Genomic DNA, 20,533 nt, shown 5'->3' with positions numbered 1-20,533 from the left:
ATGAAGCAGATCACCGTCCTCGGCGCGTCGGGTTTCGTCGGCTCGGCTGTCACCCGCGCGCTGGCGCGGCAGCCGATCCGGCTGCGAGCGGTGGCGCGACGGCGCCTCACGCCCGCGCCCGGCCAAGCCGAAGTCACCGTCGTCGCCGCCGATCTCACCGACCGTGCCGCGCTCGCCGACGCGGTCGCGGGATCGGACGCGGTCGTGTATCTGCTCCTGGCGGACGGCGGCTGGCGCGCGGCCGAGACCGAGGAGGCCGAACGCGTCAACCTGGGGGTGATGCGGGACCTCGTCGACGTCATCGGCGGCACCGGTGCCACGCCGCCGCTGGTGGTGTACGGCGGTGCCGCTTCGCAGGTCGGTGTGCCGCCTCGGGAGCCGATCGACGGGAGCGAGCCCGACCACCCGGCGACTCCCTACGACAGACAGAAGCTGACCGCGGAGCGGCTTCTCAAGGACGCCACGGCCGACGGCCGGGTGCGCGGCATCAGCCTGCGGCTGCCCACGGTGTTCGGCGAGACCGCGGCACCGGACGCGAACCACGACCGCGGAGTCGTGTCCGCCATGGCGCGGCGAGCGCTCGAAGGCCAGGCACTCACCATCTGGGGTGATGGCACGGTGCGGCGCGACCTGGTCCACGTCGAGGACATCGCGGCGGCGTTCACGGCGGCACTGGCCACCCCGGATCCCCTGGTGGGCGGCCATTGGCTGCTCGGCGCCGGCCGGGGCGATCAGCTGGGCGAGGTGTTCCGGCTCGTGGCGAGGGAATTGTCCGAGCGCACCGGACGGGACCAGGTGGACGTGACCTGTGTGGAGCCACCGTCGCACGCGCCCGAGACGGATCTCCGGAGCGTCACCATCGATTCCACGCCGTTCCGGGCGATCACCGGATGGCGCCCGGAGATCTCGCTGTCCGAAGGAGTGCGTCGCACCGTCGCCGCATTGACGCCATCAGTTCAGGGAAAGGTTCGCACATGACCACGCGTGTTTGGGACTACCTGGTCGAATACGAGGCCGAGCGGCTCGACCTGCTGGACGCGGTCGAGACGGTCTTCAATTCGGGACAGCTCGTGCTCGGCGCGAGCCTGCGCGGCTTCGAGTCGGAATTCGCCGCGTACCACGGGATCGAGCATTGCGTCGGCGTCGACAACGGGACGAACGCGATCAAACTCGGTCTGCAAGCGCTGGGCATCGGGCCGGGCGACGAGGTGATCACGGTGTCGAACACCGCCGCCCCGACCGTGGTCGCCATCGACGGCACGGGTGCCACCCCGGTCTTCGTCGACGTCCGCGAGGACGACTTCCTGATGGACACCGGCCAGGTCGAGGCCGCGATCACCGAGCGCACCAAATGCCTGCTTCCCGTGCACCTGTACGGCCAGTGCGTGGACATGGCCCCGCTCAAAGAACTCGCCGCGAAGCACGGACTGTCCATTTTGGAGGATTGCGCGCAGGCGCACGGGGCCAGGCAGAACGGGAAGGTCGCGGGTTCGACCGGCGATGCGGCCGCGTTCTCGTTCTACCCCACCAAGGTGCTCGGCGCCTACGGCGACGGCGGCGCGGTCATCACCTCCGCCGAATCCGTGGACCGCCGGCTGCGGAGGCTGCGTTACTACGGCATGGACGAGCGTTACTACACGCTGGAAACGCCCGCCCACAACAGCAGACTGGACGAGGTCCAGGCCGAGATCCTGCGGCGCAAGCTCAAGCGGCTCGACACCTACACCGCCGGCCGCCGGGCCGTCGCCCAGCGCTATGTGGACGGTCTCGGCGACACCGGCCTGAAACTCCCGCGGACCGTCCCCGGCAACGAGCACGTGTACTACGTGTACGTCGTGCGGCACCCGCGGCGCGACGAGATCCTCGAGCGCCTCAAGGCGTACGACATCCAATTGAACATCAGCTATCCGTGGCCCGTGCACACCATGACCGGTTTCGCCCACCTCGGCTACGAGACCGGCTCGCTCCCGGTCACCGAGAAGCTGGCCACCGAGATCTTCTCGCTGCCGATGTATCCCGCGCTCACCGCGGACCTTCAGGACAAGGTCGTCCACGCGGTCCGCGAAGTGCTGTCCGCCCTCTGACCAGTCCGACCTCAGGAGCAGCTGTGCAAGCACGTAAACTCGCCGTCGAAGGCGCGATCGAGTTCACCCCTCGCGTCTTTCCCGACGACCGGGGCCTGTTCGTCTCGCCGTTCCAGGAAGAGGCCTTCGTCGCGGCCCACGGCGGCCCGCTTTTCCCGGTGGCGCAGACGAACCACAGCATGTCCAAACGCGGCGTGGTGCGGGGCATCCACTACACCGTGACGCCACCGGGTATCGCGAAGTACGTCTACTGCGCACGCGGCAAGGCCCTGGACATCGTGGTCGACATCCGGGTCGGGTCGCCGACGTTCGGCAAGTGGGACGCGGTCCTGATGGACCAGCAGGACTACCGGACGATGTACTTCCCGGTCGGCGTCGGCCACGCCTTCGTGGCACTCGAGGACGACACCGTCATGTCGTACATGCTGTCCGCGGGTTATGTGGCGCAGAACGAACTCGCCCTCTCGGCCCTGGATCCCGCACTGGGCCTGCCCATCGACGCCGGCGTCGAACCGATCCTGTCCGACCGGGACGGGGTGGCCATCACGCTCGCCGAGGCGGAACGGCAGGGCCTGCTGCCGGACTACGCCACCAGCCTGGAGCTGGAGCGGCGGCTGTCCGGAATTCCTCTGTCCGCCTGACGTACTCGCCCGGGTGCCGATCGGAGTGTCGCGAAAGCCACTTTCGGGACGTCTGATGTCCCGAAAGTGGCTTTCGCGACATGCCCGGTGCACACCTTTGTCTTACCTCTCGAGAGAAACGTCACTAGCGACCGGAAAGGTGAGATCAATGCCCGCTGCGAAGTTCAAGCAGCTGCTCCGAAGCAAGCTCAGAACATGGGGGTGGATGTATCGATGACTACCGTGGCCGAACCCGCTGAGGACCTTTCCGTCCTCACCGGACTCACCGAGATCACCAGGTTCGCCGGCGTCGGAACCGCGGTTTCCGAAACGTCCTACTCGCAATCCGAACTCCTCGAACTCCTCGACGTCGAGGATCCCAAGATCCGGTCGGTCTTCCTCAACAGCGCGATCGACCGGCGTTTCCTCACCCTGCCGCCGGAGGGTCCCGGCGGCGGACGCGTGGCGGAACCGCAGGGCGATCTCCTCGACAAACACAAGAAGATCGCCGTCGACATGGGATGCCGGGCCCTCGAAGCCTGCCTGAAGTCGGCGGGAGCGACGCTTTCGGACCTGCGGCACCTGTGCTGCGTCACCTCGACCGGTTTCCTGACCCCCGGCCTGAGCGCGCTGATCATCCGTGAACTGGGGATCGACCCGCATTGCAGCCGGTCGGACATCGTGGGCATGGGCTGCAACGCCGGCCTGAACGCGCTCAACGTGGTCTCGGGCTGGTCCGCGGCGCATCCGGGTGAACTCGGCGTCGTCCTGTGCAGCGAGGCCTGCTCCGCCGCTTACGCGCTGGACGGCACGATGCGGACAGCGGTGGTCAACAGTCTTTTCGGCGACGGCTCCGCCGCCCTCGCCGTCATCTCCGGCGACGGGCGGGTGCCCGGCCCCCGGGTCTTGAAATTCGCGAGCTACATCATCACCGACGCGGTCGACGCGATGCGCTACGACTGGGACCGTGACCAGGACCGGTTCAGTTTCTTCCTCGACCCGCAGATCCCTTACGTGGTGGGCGCGCACGCCGAGATCGTCATCGACCGGCTGCTGTCCGGGACGGGGCTGCGCCGCAGCGACATCGGCCATTGGCTGGTGCACTCCGGGGGCAAGAAGGTGGTCGACGCGGTCGTCGTCAACCTCGGCCTGAGCCGGTACGACGTCCGCCACACCACCGGTGTGCTCCGCGACTACGGGAACCTCTCCAGCGGCTCCTTCCTCTTCTCCTACGAGCGACTCGTCGACGAGGACGTCGCCCGGCCGGGGGAGTACGGCGTGCTCATGACCATGGGGCCCGGCTCCACAATCGAAATGGCGCTTGTCCAATGGTGAGGAAGAACGAAGTGAACGGCGGACTGGTGCTGCGGATCGACGGCTCGCGCCCGCTTTCGGCCGCGTCGGTCGAGGAGATCGACGGCCTCTGCGATCGCGCCGAGGATGATCGGGGAGCGGGCCCGGTCACCGTCCACGTGACGGGTGTCCCGGCCGACGACTGGGCGCGGGGGCTGACCGTCGGCCTGGTGTCCAAATGGGAACGAGCGGTGCGCCGGTTCGAACGGCTGGGCAGGCTCACGGTCGCGGTGGCGTCGGGTGACTGCGCCGGAACGGCCTTGGACCTCCTGCTCGCCGCTGATCTCCGGATCATCGATCCGGGGACCCGGTTGCTGCTCGCTTCGGCGGGCGGCGGTTCCTGGCCGGGGATGACCCTGTACCGGCTCACCCAGCAGGCCGGTTCGGCGGGGATCCGGCGGGCCGTCCTGCTCGGAACCCCGATCGACGCCGACCGCGCGTTCGCGCTCAACTTGGTCGATGAGGTGTCCGAGGATCCGGCGAAAACACTTGCCGGGCTCGCCGATGTCACCGACGGTGCCGAGACGGCGATCCGGCGGCAGCTGATCTTCGAAGCGGGTTCGACCACCTTCGAGGAAGCGCTCGGTTCCCATCTGGCCGCGGCGGACCGGGCCCTGCGACGGGAAGCCAAGCCGTGACAACGGATTCCACGACTCTCTCGCCAGGGCTCGACCTTCGAGCCCTGGCGGGGGCGGCCCGCCGAGCCGACGACCTGCTCGCCGGACTGCCGTCACCTCCCGCCCGCGACGCCGAACAGCGCGCGGCCGCGTCCTCGGCGCTGGACGGGATCCGGACGATGCGCGCGGCCTTCATGGAGGCGCACGCGGAGGAGATCTACGACGAACTCACCGACGGCCGGACCCGGCACCCGCGTATCGGCGAACTCGTCCGTGCCGCCGCTCTCGCCCATCCCGGCCTGGTGCCGTCGGAAGAGCAGATGGCGGCCGAGCTTTCGTTGCCACAGGCGGAAAAGGAAGGGCGCGAGATCGACCAGGGCATCTTCCTGCGCGGGATCCTGCGTGCCCCGGAAGCCGGACCGCACCTGCTCGACGCCATGCTCCGGCCCACCGAAAGGGCGTTGCGGCTGCTCCCCGAGTTCGTGGAGACCGGCGTCATGCGGATGGAGGCCGTCCGGCTGGAGCGTCGTGACGGCGTCGCGCAGCTGACCCTGTGCCGGGACGACTGCCTGAACGCCGAAGACGCCCAGCAGGTCGATGACATGGAGACCGCGGTCGATCTGGTGCTGCTCGATCCGTCCGTCCGGGTGGCACTGCTGCGCGGTGGCGTGATGAGCCATCGGCGGTATCAGGGGCGCCGGGTGTTCTGCGCGGGGATCAACCTCAAGAAGCTGAGCTCCGGCGACATCCCTCTCGTCGATTTCCTGTTGCGGCGCGAACTGGGCTATATCCACAAAATCGTGCGCGGCCTGCGCACGGACGGTTCGTGGCATTCGCGATTTGTCGACAAGCCGTGGATGGCGGCCGTCGATTCCTTCGCCATCGGCGGAGGAGCCCAGCTCCTGCTGGTCTTCGATCACGTCCTGGCGGCGTCCGACTCCTACCTCAGCCTGCCCGCGGCCACCGAGGGGATCATCCCCGGCGCGGCGAACTTCCGGCTTTCCCGGATCACCGGGCCGAGGCTGGCCCGGCAGGTGATCCTGGGCGGTCGCCGGATCCAGGCGGACGAGCCCGCCGCGCGACTGATCGTCGACGAGGTCGTCCCGCCGGAAGAGATGGACGCGGCGATCGACGCCGCGCTGGCCAGGCTCGACGGGGACGCCGTGCTGGCCAACCGGCGCATGATGAACCTCGCCGAGGAACCACCGGAGGAGTTTCGCCGGTACATGGCGGAGTTCGCGTTACAACAGGCTTTGCGCATCTACGGTGCGGACGTGCTCGGCAAGGTCGGCGGGTTCGCGGTGGGAGCGCGATGAGCGAAAGCCGGGTGCGGTACGAAAAGAAGGATCACGTCGCCCACGTGACGATGGACCGGCCCGGAGTGCTGAACGCGATGGACCGGCGGATGCACACGGAGCTCGCCGCCGTCTGGGACGACGTCGAGGCCGACGACGACATCAGGGCGGTGGTCCTGACCGGCGCGGGAGACCGTGCCTTCTCCGTCGGCCAGGACCTCAAGGAACGCGCGCGGCTGACCGAAACCGGGGTGGAGGCCTCGACGTTCGGCAGCGCGGGGCAGCCGGGTCATCCCCGGCTGACCGACCGGTTCACCTTGTCCAAACCGGTGGTCGCCAGGGTGCACGGCTACGCGCTGGGCGGCGGTTTCGAGCTGGTGCTCGCCTGTGACATCGTCATCGCTTCCGAGGAGGCGGTGTTCGCCCTTCCGGAGGTCCAGCTCGGCCTGATCGCGGGGGCCGGAGGTGTGTTCCGGCTGCCGCGGCAGCTGCCGCAGAAGGTGGCGATGGGCTACCTGCTGACCGGACGCCGGATGGACGCGGCGACCGCGCTGCGTCACGGACTGGTGAACGAGGTCGTTCCGGCGGCCGAGCTGGATCACTGCGTCGCCGGATGGACCGACAGCCTCGTACGCGCCGCTCCGCTTTCGGTTCGCGCGATCAAGGAGGCCGCACTTCGGTCGCTCGACCTCCCGCTCGAAGAAGCGTTCAAGGCTTCGTATCACTGGGAAGAGTGCCGTCGCCGGAGCACGGACGCGAATGAGGGTCCCCGTGCCTTCGCCGAGAAACGGGCTCCGATCTGGACAGGGCATTAGTACATTTCCCGGATATTGTTGAGGTATGCGGATCATTTTCACGGCCCTCGGGGGCTACGGACACGCTTTTCCGCTCATCCCGCTCGCCGTCGCCGCACGCGACGCCGGGCACGATGTCAGTTTCGCGACCGCCGCGTCCTTCCTGCCGAACATCGAAAGAGCGGGTATCACCGGCCTCCGGGCCGGAATCACCCCGCAGGAAGCGTTCATGGAGGAGCTGAACCAGGTCGAAGGGGACCCGAGAGGGCTTCCGCCGGACGCGCTGCACCAGATCACCGGGCGGGTGTTCGGCGAGATCCTGCCACGGGCCGTCGTCGCCGACCTCGAGCAGGTCTTGGCCGGGCGACCGGATCTGGTGATCTACGAGATGATGAACGCCGGTGGCGCGTTCGCGGCCAAGCTCGCCGGGATCCCGTCCGCCGGCCACAACTTCGGCCGGGTGGCGGAGTACGACGCGGGCAAAGAGATCCGCGAGCGGGTTCGGGCGACTGCCGCCGAGTTCGGGGTCGAGGGCGAACTGGAGACCGCGTTCGGTGCCCCAGTCTTCGACATCTGCCCGGAGTCGGTGCAGTCGCGGGAATTCCTCGCCACGGCGAAGCGGATCCCGCTGAGGCCGACCGGCTGGAGCACCCCGGGTGACCTGCCCGTCGGAATCGCCGGACGCGACCGGAGCCGTCCGCTCGCGTACCTGACCCTGGGCACCCAATACGGGAACACCACCGTGCTGACCGAGGCGATCACCGGCCTGGCCGCGCTCGACCTCGACGTACTGGTCGCCACCGGCCCGACCGTCGAGGTCGAGTTGCTGGGCGACGTGCCGGACAACGTGCGGCTCGAGAGATGGGTGCCGCAGAGCGAACTGCTGCCGCATCTGGACCTCGTCGTGCACCACGGCGGGAGCGGGACGACGATGGGCGCGTTCGGCGCCGGGCTGCCGCAGCTGTTCCTGCCGCAGGGAGCCGACCAGCTCGCCAACGCCGAGGCGTCGGTCAAAGCAGGCGTCGCCGCTCAACTCGTCGATGACGAGCTGACGGCCGAAGCCGTCACGGAGAAAGCCCGCGCCCTGCTCACGGACACGGCGGTCCGCGACGCCACTCGCGCCCTCGCCAAGGAGGTCGCCGCCATGCCGATGCCCGCGGAGGTCGTCACCACCCTGCCCGGCTACTTCCAGCAGGGATCAAGAGTCCGTTGAGGACTTACCCGATCGCGTCGGCGCAGCCCATCGTCGAGTCCGGCGCGGTCTCACCGGGAGTGCGCCGGTAGATGACGCGCGCCGGGACCGGACCGGTCACCACCCGTTCGGCGAGTTCGTCGGCCTCGAGTTCGCGCGGTTGTTCGGTCGGCACCTTGGGCGTGACCGGCGTGCCGTTGGCGAGCCAGTACGGTTTCTCATTTTCTGCCAGGGTTCGGACGAGGCGCGCTTCGAGCAGGCGTTCTCGGCCGACGGCGGAAAGGCCTGGGAAACGAACTGGGTCGCGGTGGAACACCGGATTCGCCGCTGAAAAGGTCTTTCGTCCACCGTGGACGCGCCGGGTCACCGGGACGAATCGGGGGAGTCTTCCCTGGTTTCGACGACCTCGGTCGCGCCTCGTTTGCTGAAAGCCGCCCAGAGGTTGAAGCCGATGATGCCGACCCCGGCCGCCACCCAAAGCCAGAGAAAACCATTGTTCCGGCCGATTCCGCTGAAGATGCCGAAAAGAAGAAGCGCCACACCGAATACGGCACCGAAAATCGCGACAGGCTTCGATGGCTTCACGTTGTAAGAGGACACTCGCTGAATCTCCGATCGCATCGAACCCGAACGAGAGCGAAATGCCCGCGAAGTTGTCACCGTAAACGCGGACCGCGGTCCTGACAGCCATATTGCGCCGAGTGTCGCAACAGGGCATAGGCCAAATGGCCTAACGAATGAACGGCGAGGCTCGGTCAATGAGCCTTTTCCGACCTCACTGTGAACAGGTTGGGAGGAGCGCTCATGGCGTTCCGGGACAATGCTCTGAGCGGAGCAGCCCGTAGACGAGCACATCGACATACTCGCCGTGTTGGAAGGACCTGCCGCGCATGACCCCTTCCCGGCGGAACCCCAGGCGTTCGAGGGCTTTCTGCTCGCCGAGGTTACCGCCATTGGTGAGGGCCTCGATCCTGTTCGCCGTCGTGCGGCCGAACAGGTAGTCCACGAGCAGCCTCTGTGCCACCGTGCCCACCCCCTGGCTGCGATGCTCGGGTAGCACCCCCACGCCGATCTCGTAGGTGACACCCGAGGGGAAGCCGCGGGGCTTCCAGCTGGTGATGCCGTTAACCGTGTCGTCGGCCCGCGCGATCGCCACCGCGGCGGACTCGGCGGAGACATACCCGTCGATCTCCCATCGCTTGCGGCGCGCCCTCGGATCACCGAATCCGGGCCACTCGAACTCGCCGAGCGCATCCGGATCCGTGCAGAGACGGTCGAGAAAGGCGAGGTCGGCCTCGGTGAACGCCCTCAAGTGGACTTTGTCTGGGCGGTTCGCTGGAGTCATAAAGGCCAGTATCGCGCCCGGAACATCACCTGTCAGGCAGTGGGCACTTCCCAACCTTGTTGCGACAGGCAGGAGTTGCCGGTCCCCAGGTGCTGAATGTGGCGAAGCTCCGGTAGGGCTCAATGGCCGAACGGGTCGGGGACGTCACCGGGCAGCCAGGTGTGTCCAGGTCCAGTCCAGCCTTTCCTCTTGAGCATGCGCTTCGCACCCCGGGCGTGCCTGCCGACGAGGCGCTCCAGGTAGAGCTTCCCGGCCAGGTGGTCCGTCTCGTGCTGAAGGCAGCGTGCGAAGTATCCGGTGCCCTCGACGGTAATCGGCCGTCCGTGTCCATCGAAGCCGTCGATGGCCGCCCATCGCGCGCGGCCGGTGGGGAAGACCTCACCGGGGACCGAAAGGCAACCCTCGAGATCGTCGTCCGGGTCGGGCATGGTCTCGGGGATTTCGGACGTCCGCAGGACCGGATTGACGATGTGGCCACGGTAGCGGGTCCCGGTGTCGTCCGGACAGTCGTAGACGAAGACGCTCCGGCCGTCCCCGATCTGGTTGGCCGCCAGACCGGCCCCGTTGGCGGCGGTGTTGGTCTCGTGGAGATCCGCGATGAGCCGGCGGAGGTCGTCGTCGAACTCGATGACGGGGACCGCCACCCTGGCCAGCGCCGGCTCGCCGCGGATGAGGATGGGGCGAATGGTCATGCGACGAGAGTACTCAAAAGCGAGTACTCGTGTTGTACTAGGGAGGTGAACCCGACAAGACTGTTCATCCTCGGCGCACTGGCCAAACGCGGCCCGATGCACGGCCACCAGCTCCGCCGCGAGGCGCGGATGGACCGCACCGAGCTGTGGTCGCAGGTCAAACCGGGTTCGCTCTACGGCGCGTTGCACCGGCTCGAAGGCGAGAAACTGATCGAACCCGTCCGGACCGAGCAGCTCGGCGCGCTGCCCGCGCGAACCGTCTACTCCATCACCGGCGAAGGCCACCGCGAGCTTCGCGCGTTGCGAGACGAGGCCTTCGCGGAAGTGGGCCTCAAGCCCGACCCCGTCGACCTCGCGCTGGTCGTCAGCGGAGATCTCGATCGCGAGATGGTGCGGGGCTACCTCGAAGACCGACTCGCCGCGCTCACCGCCCAGGCGACCCAGTTCGGCCACCTTGGCGAGCGCCGGTGGCCCGATCAGTCCGTCGCCGACGACCTGGTCCTGGAACACGCACGCCTGAGGATCGAAGCCGAGCTGAAGTGGCACGAGCTGGTGCTCGCCCGACTGGACAAACTGTCCGAAATGGACAAACCCTGACCCCCGTGCTCCCGTCTTACGCCCCCAATCACGCGTGTTCGCTCCCCAATCACGCGTGTCCGCCCTCCAGTCACGGGTGATCGCCTTGCAATCACGGGTGTCCGCTCCCTAGTCACGGGTGTCCGCTCTCCAATCTCGGGTGTTCGCTCCCCAGTCACGGGTGTTTGCCCTCTAGTCACGGGTGTTCGCCGCGCAATCACGGGTGTTCGCTCCCCGGTCACGGGTGTTCGCCCTCCAAGCACGCGAGATCGGCTTCCGACGCCGGAGTCTTCGGCCTCGGCGCGCGCACCACCGGCGCCGGTTGCCGAGTCCCGCTTCCAAGTGGCGAACTCGGCTTGGTCTGATGCGGCGAGACAGTACCGAATCCGTGGTTTTCGGCACCGATGAACCGTTCAAGTTCGCCAAGGAACCCTGATTCGCTGGTGTTTCCGGATTTTGAAGACCCGCTTTGTCGACACTTCGACATAGTCGGCGCGCTGCTCCCCTGAAGAATGGCTGGTGAAGGCTGCCGCGGGCTGTGGCAGAAGTTTTCGGGGCTTTTCGTGCTGCCCGAAACCGCCGTGCTCCTCGGCGGCAATCACCGCACAATGGCGGTTCGCCCGGCAAGCTCAGTCGGTGCGGTCGAAGACCATGGCGCGCATGGCGTAGAACCGCTCGAAATCCTCGTCCTCCACGCGGGCGCCGAGCTGGCTGCCGGAGCTTAACCCCGACGGATTGTCGAGGTACAGCCCCGATTCGTCCACGGCGGTGACCAGGACCAGATGTCCGCCCCTGGTCGGCGGGCTGCTCTCCGGCTCCCTGATCGTTTGATGCACCGACGCGATCACCGGGTGCCCCTGCGCGACAAGGTCCCGTAGCGCGGGTACGCCGAAATCGACCCGCACCTCACCGGTGAGCCCGAACCGGTCCGCGACCCAGCTCAGAAAGGGCGCGTAGATCAGCCCGTGCACACCGTTCTCATGCCGCACGTACCCACCGAAGCGTTCGCACTCCTTGGCCAGCTCGACACTCGGTGGCACCACCTGCCCCCGGTGGGCCAGCAACATGCGAAGGCACGCCATCCCGCAGCTCCGCCACGACCAGAACTCGTACTCCTGCGCGGAAACGGCCCCGGACTCGGGCCATCGCGGATCGTCGGCGGCGGACATCGCACCGGTGACGATCGCTTTGACCAGGTCGGGGGATTCCCATTGAGAGAAATACGGAACGGGCGGCGCGGACATGAGCGCAGTATTCCACACGAAGATCCACGGCCGAGAGTGTCGCCGAGGGGCCGGGTGACCTGCCGCGCGCCGGGGTAGGCACGCGTTTCACCTGCGCGGCGCGTTTCGTACGTGATCGGTCGCGCGAATACGAAAGGTGTCGCGATAATGCTGATCGACACCGAATGTTTTAGCGACAGCGCCGGGTGGGTAAATCGCGGCACCCGCTTAACGTCGCCGCGAAGCATGAATAAACATTCGAGAACAACCTTCGATACAGCGACGTGCTGTCACTCATCCGGCGGATGGTGCTGCGCAATCGTCCACGACACCCTGGGTGCCAGACGAGACTGGGGATTCAATCGGCATGGAGCAGATCGGCGCATGCCGTCGTCGATTCAAGGGAATTCATGGAAATGGCGCGATCCGAAAGAGTGTCCGACCCGGTGAGAACTGACTGGGCGGGGGATGACCAGCAGTGGTGGGACTGGTACATGACGCTGGCATCCCAGACTCCGGTCGAGTCCGCGGATGTGGTATCGGACCCTGAGCGTTCCGTCGAAATCGAGGCACCCGAATACGAGGTGCATGCCAGCCTGACCGCGCCGTACGCGCTGGCCGAGGAAAGCGTCTCCTTTTTCCGGCGGAATGGTTATGTGAGACTCCGGAACATGGTGCCTCCCTCGGTGGTCGCGGCGCTGTCCCGGCGAGTCGACGAACTTCTGGACGCGATGCACGGGACCGGGAATGACGGCCGGTTCCTGGCGGTGGAGCAGGTCTGGCTGACCGACCCGTTGGTGCGTGGCGTGACCTTGTCGCGCCGGCTCGGCGACGTCGCCGCGCAGCTCATGGGCGTCGACGGCGTGCGTCTGTATCACGACAACATCCTCTCGAAAGAGCCTGGCTGTGGCCGGACGCCGTGGCACCGCGACAACGACCACTATCCGCTGGCTTCTCCCGCGGTCTGTACGTCGTGGTTTCCCCTCCAGCGCATCCCCGCGGCCATGGGCACCTTGACCTGCCTTCCGCGCACCTCGGTCCCCGGATCGGTGCTGAAGATCCCGGTCTCCGTGGAAAACAGCTCCTACGACGAGCGAGTGGAAGCCGAACTGCGGGCGAGTGGGGTGGTCCCAGATTCGAGTCCGTTCGAGCTGGGCGAAGTCTCCTTCCATGCCGCGGATTGCTTCCACACGGCAGGGCCCAACCGGACCGGCGTCCCTCGCCGCGTCCTGTCGTCCACCTATTACGCCGATGGGACCAACGTCATCGACAGCCCCACTGTGCTGAGCGGTAAATGGAGAGACTTCCTGCCGGGCGTCGCGCCGGGGACCCCGGCCGTATCCAGCTTGAATCCCTTGGTCGGCTCGACGGCCGCCTTGACCTCCGTCCGCCGATAGCGCGCGGGTCATGGCAAGCGCGGCAAGAATCGGACTGCTCGCCCTACTGTGGGGATCGACCTTCCTGTGGATCAAGATCTCGCTGAGAGGCTTCACCGCCGTCCAGGTCACCTTCCTGAGGATGATCATCGGCGCCGCCTTCCTGCTGGTGGTGCTGTGGATCCTCCGCCGACGGCGGATGGCGCCGAGGTCCTTTCCCTGGAGACATATCCTGGTGTCCGCCGCACTGGCGAACGCGATTCCGTATCTGCTGTTCACCATGGCGGAAAAGGAGATCGGCTCCTCATCGGCGGGAGTCATCAACGCCTCGACCCCCATGTGGACTTTCCTCGCCGCGTGGGCCTTCGACCGAGGGCAGCGCGATCACCACGTTCGGCAGACGCCTGGTCTGGTTGTCGGATTCCTGGGCTGCGTGCTCATCTTCAGCCCGTGGAAAGAAGATTCCGACTTGATGAGCTGGGGCGGGCTCGAGTGCTTGATCGGGGCCATGTTCCTCGGAGTCAGCTACGTTTACATGTCGCGCTTCCTGACGAACAGGGGAATTTCGCCATTGATCCTGTCGGCCGGACAGCTCTCGGCCGCAAGCGTGCTGCTCGCGCCCGCTCTCGCCGTCGAAGGGGCACCTATCCTCGAACCGCGAGCAGATGCCTTGGTCGCCTTGGCGATTCTCGGTCTCTTCGGTACCGGAGCGGCGTACATTCTCAATTACCGCATCATCTCCGATGACGGCACCGTGAAGGCCTCGGCGGTGACGTACCTGCTCCCGGTCGTCTCCATAATCCTGGGCGCGGCGGTGCTCGACGAGCAGCCCACCCCGACGATGCTGATGGGTGTGGTGACCGTCCTCGCCGGCGTGGCGCTGACCCGCCGGAAAGGTGACAGGACCGGTCGGCACCTCGGAAAAGAAGTCGGTTCCGCCGAGATGGCTCTGCGACGTCCGGGAAAGTGACCTGTTCGGGCCCGAGGGCAGGGCCCCTGCCGGATCAGGTGCGGATGATCCTCCGTGCATACGTGATCGTCACCGCCGAGCGGGGCGCGATGTCACCTGTCCAGGTCAATCGCTCGCTGTCCGCCGCATACCGGGGTGCCGCCGGCTCGGCACCGCCGGAACCGGCGTTCGCGTCGTCGTTGTAGGCAGCGTCGTCGGCCGCACCGGACAGATCGTCGGTGACGACTGTGTCCGGCGACGGCGCCGTTCCTTCATGGGCGACGGTGACGGTGTAGGTGACCTTGGCACCCGGCTTGGCGCTGGTCTTGTCGGCCTTCTGGACGGCGAGGGGTCACCGTCGTCGCCACGACCGCTGGTGGTCTCACCGCCGGGAGATCATCGCCTCCAGTACGCCGGGCCGGGTGTTGTGCGAGGTTCCCGCCGTGACGTAGACGGTTTGTCGTGCGGTAGTCCGTCGAAGACGGCCGGGCAGTTTCCGTCGGCGGGCAGGACCCCCTCCGGGCGCACCGGCAGCCGGGCGGGGGTGGTCCCACGTGACCCCTCGCGGCCGTAACGCCTCCGACCAGATGTTCAGGTACGGGACGGTGCCGTGATCGGGAAACGGGTCGAGGCCGAAGCGCCGCACGATCGGGTCGAGCGCTCGCCAGCCGCCCACCATGATCGCGTCCGGCATCTCGTCCACCCTCGGTCCGGGGCCGGTTTCGGCCATCACGGTGACCACATACGCCCGCTTTTCGTCCGGCGACATCGCGGCGAGTACCGGGAGGCGGGCGAGTAGTTCTCCAAGCCTGACGGGCGCGGCCTCGGCCAAGGGCAGCAGCGGAACGACATGGCTGTAACCCGCACCGGCGGAGAAGAACAGACGCATCGCCGAAGGTTGCCGACGTTCGCGGCAGGGCGTCCTCCAGGGACAAAAGTAGTGAGCCATTTGTTGTAAGAAACCGATTTCCGGGGTGGGCGAAGTGACCCGATGACTGATGGCGCAGGTATCTCGACGGGCTTGATCCTTTTATCGCACTACGGATTTCGCAGCTTCTGCGGGCCCGGCATGGCCGCCTTCGGCGCGGGTATCCGTATCTGACGGAACCGGATCCTGTGGAATTCACAGAAGGCGGGATAATTGATCTTTCGAGGGCGAATCCGGGTCTTGACACGGTGACATTCGCTGGGTAGACAAAGGTGTGTCAGTGGTCTCGACCATTAGACGGCTGGGGCGATTATCTGAAAATAAAGGGGGACGGGGGAGCACGTCTTTCCGACGGGATTCGTTTTGCGGCCGTAGGTCGTCTCCGGCGACTTCTTTGCTCGATCCTGCTGGATCATTTCCGTTGCTTTCCGTGTCTCATGAGTGTTTTCGCTATCCGTCATTCCTCTTGACAAGGAGCTGTCATGGGCAAAATCGCCGTCATCACCAATGATCTTCAGGGTGACGTGGTCTATCTGACCCCCGAGCGCACAGCGGTGATGACCGACGCGCAGCCCCACTACATCGGCTTCCTCGACGAGATGCGGCGCCGGGGCCACACGGTCTACCACCTGCAGCTGATCAACCTTCCCGACGACCCGAACGCCAACCGCAGGGCGGACGGAACCCTGCCGTTGCAACGCGAAACCGAGGGCGCGGCGATTCTTCCCGCGTTCCTCGGCGAGGGTGACGTCGTCGTGGAGAAGAACAAGGACAGCGGTTTCTACGAGACGAAATTGCATGATCTGCTTCAGGCGGAGGGTGTCGAGACCGTCGTGGTCACCGGATTGCAGACCCAGATCTGTGTCCAGACCACCGCCGCCGACGCGTTCTTCCGCGGCTACAACGTCTGGGTGCCCGCCGAATGCGTCGTTTCCGACAAGACGGAAGATCGCGATCGCTCTCTCGCCTGGCTGGCCGGGTACTGCGCCACGGTCGCGAGTTCGAAAGAGATCTTGGAAACCCTCGACGTCAAGGGTGAACTGCCCCGAATGGTCGTCAAGACCCTTCCTTGAGCCCGTCCGAAAGGGCTTTCGGCCCTCGCTCGAAGAAAGGTAGGACGCCCGATGGCGAACTCGGTGACCGGCCTCGACGAGGTCGTCCTCGATCACGGAAGTGGAGCCAAGCTCAGCGGTGAGTTGATCTCCTTCGTCGTCGAGACGCTCGGGGAGGTGTACATCGGCGAGATGGAGGACAGCGCGATGCTCTCCATTCCCGCCGGGAAGATCGCGATGACCACGGATTCGTTCGTGGCCGATCCGCCGTTCTTCGGCAATGGGGACATCGGCAAGATCTCGGTCTGTGGCACGGTGAACGACCTCGCCGTTGTCGGTGCGCGGCCGCTCTACCTGACCCTCGGGATGATCCTGGAGACGGGGTTGCCGATGGCCCGCCTCCATCAGGTGTGCACCTCGATCCGGGAGACGGCGCTCGAAGCAGGCGTCCAGATCGTCTGCGGTGACACCAAAGTGGTCCGTAAGGGCGAGGTCGACCAGATCTACCTCAACACCGCGGGCATCGGTGTCTTCGAGCGCGCGCCGCTGCGGATGCGTGACGTCCGGCCCGGCGACCGGGTGATCCTCAGTGGACCGATCGGCAATCACACGGTGCATCTGCTGTCGATCCGCGAGGGCCTCGGGTTCGAGCAGCGGGTGCTGAGTGATTGCGCGCCGCTCAACGGGCTCATGGACGCGCTGCTGACGACGGTCGGCGAGGGCGCGGTGCGTTCGGTCCGGGACGTCACGCGCGGCGGGCTGGCCGCCGTCCTGCACGAGTACGCCAGGGCGTCCGGGCACGCCGTCCGGTTCGAGCAGGATCGGCTGCCCATTCAGTTCGAGACCGTGATGGCCGCGGACATGTTGGGAATCAACGCGATCCACGCCGCGAACGAGGGTTGTCTGTGCCTGTTCGTCGATCCCGCGGCGGAGCAGGACGTGCTGGCCGTGCTCCGTTCGCACAAGTACGGCGCCGAGGCGACGACGATCGGCGAGGTGACCGGGGACGCGGATCCGATCGTGCTGAGGCGCGACGCGGACGGGCGGGATTCCGTGGTCGAGGAACTTCAGGGTGCCGAGCTGCCGCGTCTGTGCTGAGCGGAGAGGTGACGAGATGCCGAGTAGCGATTCGAGTGTCCGGCGAAGTATTCGCGTGGCAGGCGTGGTCCAGGGCGTGGGGTACCGGCCCTTCGTCTACAAGCTCGCGTTGAACTGCGACCTGACCGGCTGGGTGCTCAACGACCCGGAGGGGGTGCTGATCGAGGTCACCGGCAGGCCTGAGGAGGTGGACCGTTTCACCGACGGCCTCAGCACGCAGGCGCCGCCCCAGGCCCGGGTCACGGGGGTTCAGGTGAACGACCTGCCCGAGGCCGGGGAGCGGCCGGAAGGGTTCACCATCCGGGAAAGCAGGCACACCGGCCGCCGGACCACGGTCGTGCCCACCGATTCCTACGTCTGCGCCGACTGCCGTGCCGAGCTGCGTGATCCGGCCGACCGCCGGTACCGGTATCCGTTCATCAACTGCACCAACTGCGGCCCGCGGTATTCGATCATCCGCGAGCTGCCCTACGACCGGGCCGTCACCACGATGGCGGGCTTCACCATGTGCCATCCGTGTGCCACCGAGTACGGGGACCCGCTGGACCGTCGCTATCACGCCCAGCCCAACGCCTGCCCCGACTGCGGTCCCCGGCTGTTGCTGGCGGGTTCCGGTGGCGAGACGGCTTCGGGGGAGGAAGCGCTGGCCGCGGCCACGGCGGCGCTCACCGGAGGCGGGATCGTCGCGGTCAAGAGTGTCGGCGGGTTCCATCTCGCGGTCGACGCCCGTGACGGCGAGGCGGTCGCCCGGCTCCGGACCCGCAAACGGCGCGATTCCAAGCCGTTCGCGGTGATGGCGCGCGATCTGGGCACGGTCGAGGGGTTCGCCGAGGTCCGTCCGGCCGAGGCCGAACTGCTGCTCTCGCCCGCCCGGCCGATCGTGTTGCTGCGTAAGCGATCCCCGGGCTTGCCGGGGCAGATCGCCCCGCGCAATCCCAATCTCGGCGTCATGCTCCCGTCCGCGCCGGTGCACCACCTCCTGCTCGACCACGCCGGACTGGACACCCTGGTCATGACCAGCGGCAACATTTCCGGCTACCCGATCGTGCACCGCGATGAGGACGCGCTGGCGCAGCTCTTCGCCGTCGCCGACCTGATCCTTTACAACGACCGTGCCATCGAGGTCCGGGTCGACGACTCGATCGTCCGTTACTCCGAGCATCCCGGACTCGGCGAGCCACTGGTCGGGTTCATCCGCCGGTCCCGCGGCTACGCGCCGTATCCCGTGGAGGTCGGCAGGCAGCTGGCGCCGCTGGTGGCCTACGGCGCCGAGCTGAAGACGACCGTCGCGTTGAGCAGTGGTTCCCGTGTCCATGTCAGCCAGCACATCGGTGACATCAAGAACGACGAGACGTTCGGGGCGCATCGCGAGGCGGTCCGGCATCTCGCCGATCTCCACGAGCTGCGCCCGCGGCACGCCGCCGTGGACCTGCATCCGCAGTTCCGCGCGACCCGGTACGCCTTTCAAGAGCAGGGCGAAACCTTCGAGCAGGTCGTCCCGGTCCAGCACCATCACGCGCATATGGCTTCCTGTATGGCGGAGAACCGGCTCGGCGGCGAGACCATCGGTGTCATCTTCGACGGCACCGGATACGGCGACGACGGCACCATCTGGGGTGGCGAATTCCTCGTCGGCGGCTATCGCGACGCCCGCCGCGTCGCGCATCTGCGGACCGTGCCGCTCTTGGGCGGCGACAAGGCGGTCACCGAACCGATCAGGACGGGTTTCGCGCTGGCGCTGGACGCTTTCGGCGAGACTTCCGCCGCGGTCAGCGCCTTCCCGGTGCTGGAGAGCCTCGACGAACAGCAGCGGCACGTCTTCGCCACCATGGCGCGGCGCGGGATCAACGCTCCACCCGCGTCCAGTATGGGCCGGTTGTTCGACGGCGTCGCCGCGTTGCTGGCCATCACCATGCACGCCGAATACGAGGCGCAGGGCCCGATCGAGCTGGAGGGCCTGCTCGAACGCGACTTCACCATGGCCGAGCGGTACCGATTCGGTGTGAACGACCGGGAGATCGACCCCCGGCCGGTGATCCGGGCGCTCGCCGCGGACCGGGCGGCGGGGCTGGACTCCGCCACGTTGAGCCGTCGTTTCCATTCGGCCGTGGTCGACATGGTCGTCGACCGATGCCAGGCGCTGAGTGAGTCCGGAACGCGCCGGGTGGTGCTCTCCGGCGGGGTCTTCCTGAACGAGTTCCTGCTGGTCAACTGCATGGTGGAGCTGCGGAAGGCGGGATTCGACCCGTACTGCCACCAGCAGGTGCCGACCAACGACGGCGGCATTTCGCTCGGTCAGATCGTGGTGGCCGACGCCAGGCTGGGAGACGACGCGCGATGAAGAAGTACCTGATCACCGGCGGACGGGGCTATATCGGATCGGTGCTGACCAGGAGACTCCGCCAAGCCGGGGCGGAGGTCGTGGTCGTCGACAACGGCCTGGTCGGCGGTCCGGAACTCGAACTGCCCGGGGTCACCTACATCGACGGCGACGTCCTCGACACGGGTTCCTGGGGCAAGGCCCTCGACGGCGTCGACGCGGTGGTGCACCTGGCGGCGATCGTGGGCGACCCGGCCTGTGGTGTCGACACGGACACCGCGTGGGACGTCAACTATCTCGGCACCATCCGGGTCGCCGAGGCGTGCCGGCGGGCCGGGATCCGGTCGCTGGTCTTCGCTTCCACGTGCAGCAACTACGGCTTCACCGCGGACGCGGAGGTGGGCGTCCTGTCACCCATGTCGCCCCAGTCGGTCTATGCCGAATCCAAGGTGCTGTCCGAGCACTATCTGCTCTCCCTGCCCCGTGACGAACTTTCCCCTCGTCTGCTGCGGTTCGCCACCATCCACGGCCTGTCCCCGCGGATGCGGTTCGATCTCGCCGTCAACATCATGACGGCGAACGCCGTGGAACACGGCAGGGTCACCGTGCACGGCGGGACCCAGTGGCGGCCCTTCCTGCACGTCGAGGACGCGGCCGCGGCGGTACACCTGGTCCTGCGGGACGACCGGCGTGCCGCCCCGAGCATCTACAACTGCGGCTTCGGCGAAGAGAACTACCGCATGGACTCCATCGGCAAGCTGATCGCCGAGGAGATCGACGGCGTCCGTATGGAGATCCTCGAAGAGCACACCGATCCACGGAACTACCGGGTGAACTTCGACCCCATCCGGCGGGAGCTGGGCTTCACCCCGAGCCGCCGGGTCGTCGACACGGCGCGGGAAATCCGGGACGCCATGCGCGAAGGGAAGTACCCGGACTTCGCTTCCGCTCGCTACAGCAACTACCTGACCGCGGTGGCCCAGCGCGTGGACCCGGTCTCGGCGTGAGTTTCCGTCCTC

General features: G+C 67.0%; 21 protein-coding genes and 1 pseudogene. 15 read left to right on the top strand and 7 right to left on the bottom strand.

The annotated features are described in order from the left end of the window. From BS329_RS14035 to BS329_RS14000, 8 genes are all read left to right on the top strand, one after another. Positions 1-978, top strand: coding sequence for an NAD-dependent epimerase/dehydratase family protein (locus BS329_RS14035; RefSeq protein WP_076160529.1), 978 nt, complete (start codon positions 1-3; stop codon positions 976-978). Further along, entirely contained in the window at positions 975-2,084 is a 1,110-nt protein-coding gene (locus BS329_RS14030; RefSeq protein ID WP_076160526.1) for a DegT/DnrJ/EryC1/StrS family aminotransferase, read from the top strand. Before BS329_RS14035 ends, BS329_RS14030 begins: the two co-directional genes overlap by 4 nt. 23 nt (positions 2,085-2,107) lie before the next feature. Beyond that, positions 2,108-2,725 (top strand): dTDP-4-dehydrorhamnose 3,5-epimerase family protein, encoded by a 618-nt coding sequence (locus BS329_RS14025; protein ID WP_076160524.1) that lies wholly within the window; start codon positions 2,108-2,110, stop codon positions 2,723-2,725. A 213-nt stretch (positions 2,726-2,938) separates the two neighbouring features. Further along, a complete protein-coding gene (dpgA, locus tag BS329_RS14020) occupies positions 2,939-4,039 on the top strand; it encodes a 3,5-dihydroxyphenylacetyl-CoA synthase DpgA (protein WP_076160522.1) in 1,101 nt (366 codons plus the stop codon). 11 nt (positions 4,040-4,050) lie between these two features. Continuing rightward, positions 4,051-4,695, top strand: coding sequence for an enoyl-CoA-hydratase DpgB (gene dpgB / locus BS329_RS14015; protein ID WP_244197145.1), 645 nt, complete (start codon positions 4,051-4,053; stop codon positions 4,693-4,695). Then, on the top strand, positions 4,692-5,990 hold the full coding sequence (dpgC, locus tag BS329_RS14010) for a (3,5-dihydroxyphenyl)acetyl-CoA 1,2-dioxygenase DpgC (protein ID WP_076160519.1): 1,299 nt from the start codon (positions 4,692-4,694) through the stop codon (positions 5,988-5,990). Before dpgB ends, dpgC begins: the two co-directional genes overlap by 4 nt. Then, positions 5,987-6,784, top strand: coding sequence for an enoyl-CoA-hydratase DpgD (gene dpgD, locus BS329_RS14005; RefSeq protein WP_076160517.1), 798 nt, complete (start codon positions 5,987-5,989; stop codon positions 6,782-6,784). Before dpgC ends, dpgD begins: the two co-directional genes overlap by 4 nt. 25 nt (positions 6,785-6,809) lie before the next feature. Further along, positions 6,810-7,976, top strand: coding sequence for a glycosyltransferase (locus BS329_RS14000; RefSeq protein WP_076160516.1), 1,167 nt, complete (start codon positions 6,810-6,812; stop codon positions 7,974-7,976). Between the two features lie 4 nt (positions 7,977-7,980). Here BS329_RS14000 and BS329_RS44525 read toward each other — a convergent pair whose 3' ends face one another. From BS329_RS44525 to BS329_RS13980, 4 genes are all read right to left on the bottom strand, one after another. Beyond that, positions 7,981-8,271, bottom strand: coding sequence for a winged helix-turn-helix transcriptional regulator (locus BS329_RS44525; RefSeq protein ID WP_244197144.1), 291 nt, complete (start codon positions 8,269-8,271; stop codon positions 7,981-7,983). Positions 8,272-8,318: 47 nt separating this feature from the next. Then, on the bottom strand, positions 8,319-8,555 hold the full coding sequence (locus BS329_RS13990; RefSeq protein ID WP_244197143.1) for a hypothetical protein: 237 nt from the start codon (positions 8,553-8,555) through the stop codon (positions 8,319-8,321). Positions 8,556-8,757: 202 nt separating this feature from the next. Next, positions 8,758-9,300, bottom strand: a complete 543-nt coding sequence (locus tag BS329_RS13985) for a GNAT family N-acetyltransferase (protein ID WP_076160512.1) — start codon at positions 9,298-9,300, stop codon at positions 8,758-8,760. A 119-nt stretch (positions 9,301-9,419) separates the two neighbouring features. Further along, on the bottom strand, positions 9,420-9,992 hold the full coding sequence (locus BS329_RS13980) for a peptide deformylase (RefSeq protein ID WP_076160511.1): 573 nt from the start codon (positions 9,990-9,992) through the stop codon (positions 9,420-9,422). 45 nt (positions 9,993-10,037) lie between these two features. On the opposite strand from BS329_RS13980, the gene BS329_RS13975 reads away from it, so the two are divergent. Beyond that, complete coding sequence (locus tag BS329_RS13975) at positions 10,038-10,589, top strand: PadR family transcriptional regulator (protein ID WP_076160510.1); 552 nt, start codon at positions 10,038-10,040, stop codon at positions 10,587-10,589. Between the two features lie 608 nt (positions 10,590-11,197). Here BS329_RS13975 and BS329_RS13970 read toward each other — a convergent pair. Continuing rightward, complete coding sequence (locus tag BS329_RS13970) at positions 11,198-11,812, bottom strand: C39 family peptidase (RefSeq protein WP_076160508.1); 615 nt, start codon at positions 11,810-11,812, stop codon at positions 11,198-11,200. Between the two features lie 425 nt (positions 11,813-12,237). Here BS329_RS13970 and BS329_RS13965 point away from each other — a divergent pair, with 425 nt between their 5' ends. Both BS329_RS13965 and BS329_RS13960 read left to right on the top strand, forming a co-directional pair. Then, positions 12,238-13,188, top strand: a complete 951-nt coding sequence (locus BS329_RS13965) for a phytanoyl-CoA dioxygenase family protein (protein WP_158075782.1) — start codon at positions 12,238-12,240, stop codon at positions 13,186-13,188. Between the two features lie 10 nt (positions 13,189-13,198). Continuing rightward, positions 13,199-14,137, top strand: coding sequence for a DMT family transporter (locus tag BS329_RS13960; protein ID WP_076160503.1), 939 nt, complete (start codon positions 13,199-13,201; stop codon positions 14,135-14,137). 34 nt (positions 14,138-14,171) lie between these two features. Here BS329_RS13960 and BS329_RS13955 read toward each other — a convergent pair. Together BS329_RS13955 and BS329_RS13950 are read right to left on the bottom strand one after the other, a co-directional pair. Then, positions 14,172-14,441: pseudogene (locus BS329_RS13955) on the bottom strand (DUF7927 domain-containing protein); the annotation flags it as partial. 57 nt (positions 14,442-14,498) lie between these two features. Beyond that, positions 14,499-15,005 (bottom strand): hypothetical protein, encoded by a 507-nt coding sequence (locus tag BS329_RS13950; RefSeq protein WP_076160500.1) that lies wholly within the window; start codon positions 15,003-15,005, stop codon positions 14,499-14,501. Between the two features lie 521 nt (positions 15,006-15,526). On the opposite strand from BS329_RS13950, the gene BS329_RS13945 reads away from it, so the two are divergent. From BS329_RS13945 to BS329_RS13930, 4 genes are read left to right on the top strand one after another with little or no spacing between them, the layout of a single operon-like run. Then, positions 15,527-16,117 carry a cysteine hydrolase family protein gene (locus BS329_RS13945; protein ID WP_076160497.1) on the top strand — a complete coding sequence of 197 codons (591 nt, stop codon included), beginning with the start codon at positions 15,527-15,529 and terminating at the stop codon, positions 16,115-16,117. Between the two features lie 51 nt (positions 16,118-16,168). Continuing rightward, positions 16,169-17,194 carry a hydrogenase expression/formation protein HypE gene (gene hypE / locus BS329_RS13940; RefSeq protein WP_076160494.1) on the top strand — a complete coding sequence of 342 codons (1,026 nt, stop codon included), beginning with the start codon at positions 16,169-16,171 and terminating at the stop codon, positions 17,192-17,194. 55 nt (positions 17,195-17,249) lie between these two features. Continuing rightward, positions 17,250-19,535: a carbamoyltransferase HypF gene (hypF, locus tag BS329_RS13935; RefSeq protein ID WP_244197142.1), complete on the top strand. Its 2,286-nt coding sequence runs from the start codon at positions 17,250-17,252 to the stop codon at positions 19,533-19,535. After that, positions 19,532-20,521, top strand: a complete 990-nt coding sequence (locus BS329_RS13930; protein WP_076160488.1) for an NAD-dependent epimerase/dehydratase family protein — start codon at positions 19,532-19,534, stop codon at positions 20,519-20,521. Before hypF ends, BS329_RS13930 begins: the two co-directional genes overlap by 4 nt. The last annotated feature ends 12 nt before the right edge of the window (positions 20,522-20,533 follow it).

The organism is Amycolatopsis coloradensis (genome assembly GCF_001953865.1).
Taxonomy (GTDB): Bacteria; Actinomycetota; Actinomycetes; order Mycobacteriales; family Pseudonocardiaceae; genus Amycolatopsis; species Amycolatopsis coloradensis.
Note: the sequence above shows the minus strand (reverse complement) of the source record. Positions and strands in the feature narration are given on the sequence as shown.

Bases quoted from the DNA above. Each gene is read 5' to 3' on its own strand.
- BS329_RS14035 (WP_076160529.1), top strand. From the start codon at position 1: ATGAAGCAGATCACCGTCCTCGGCGCGTCGGGTTTCGTCGGCTCGGCT.
- BS329_RS14030 (WP_076160526.1), top strand. From the start codon at position 975: ATGACCACGCGTGTTTGGGACTACCTGGTCGAATACGAGGCCGAGCGG.
- dpgA (WP_076160522.1), top strand. From the start codon at position 2,939: ATGACTACCGTGGCCGAACCCGCTGAGGACCTTTCCGTCCTCACCGGA.
- dpgD (WP_076160517.1), top strand. From the start codon at position 5,987: ATGAGCGAAAGCCGGGTGCGGTACGAAAAGAAGGATCACGTCGCCCAC.
- BS329_RS14000 (WP_076160516.1), top strand. From the start codon at position 6,810: ATGCGGATCATTTTCACGGCCCTCGGGGGCTACGGACACGCTTTTCCG.
- BS329_RS13985 (WP_076160512.1), bottom strand. From the start codon at position 9,300: ATGACTCCAGCGAACCGCCCAGACAAAGTCCACTTGAGGGCGTTCACC.
- BS329_RS13980 (WP_076160511.1), bottom strand. From the start codon at position 9,992: ATGACCATTCGCCCCATCCTCATCCGCGGCGAGCCGGCGCTGGCCAGG.
- BS329_RS13970 (WP_076160508.1), bottom strand. From the start codon at position 11,812: ATGTCCGCGCCGCCCGTTCCGTATTTCTCTCAATGGGAATCCCCCGAC.
- BS329_RS13960 (WP_076160503.1), top strand. From the start codon at position 13,199: ATGGCAAGCGCGGCAAGAATCGGACTGCTCGCCCTACTGTGGGGATCG.
- BS329_RS13950 (WP_076160500.1), bottom strand. From the start codon at position 15,005: ATGCGTCTGTTCTTCTCCGCCGGTGCGGGTTACAGCCATGTCGTTCCG.
- BS329_RS13945 (WP_076160497.1), top strand. From the start codon at position 15,527: ATGGGCAAAATCGCCGTCATCACCAATGATCTTCAGGGTGACGTGGTC.
- hypE (WP_076160494.1), top strand. From the start codon at position 16,169: ATGGCGAACTCGGTGACCGGCCTCGACGAGGTCGTCCTCGATCACGGA.
- BS329_RS13930 (WP_076160488.1), top strand. From the start codon at position 19,532: ATGAAGAAGTACCTGATCACCGGCGGACGGGGCTATATCGGATCGGTG.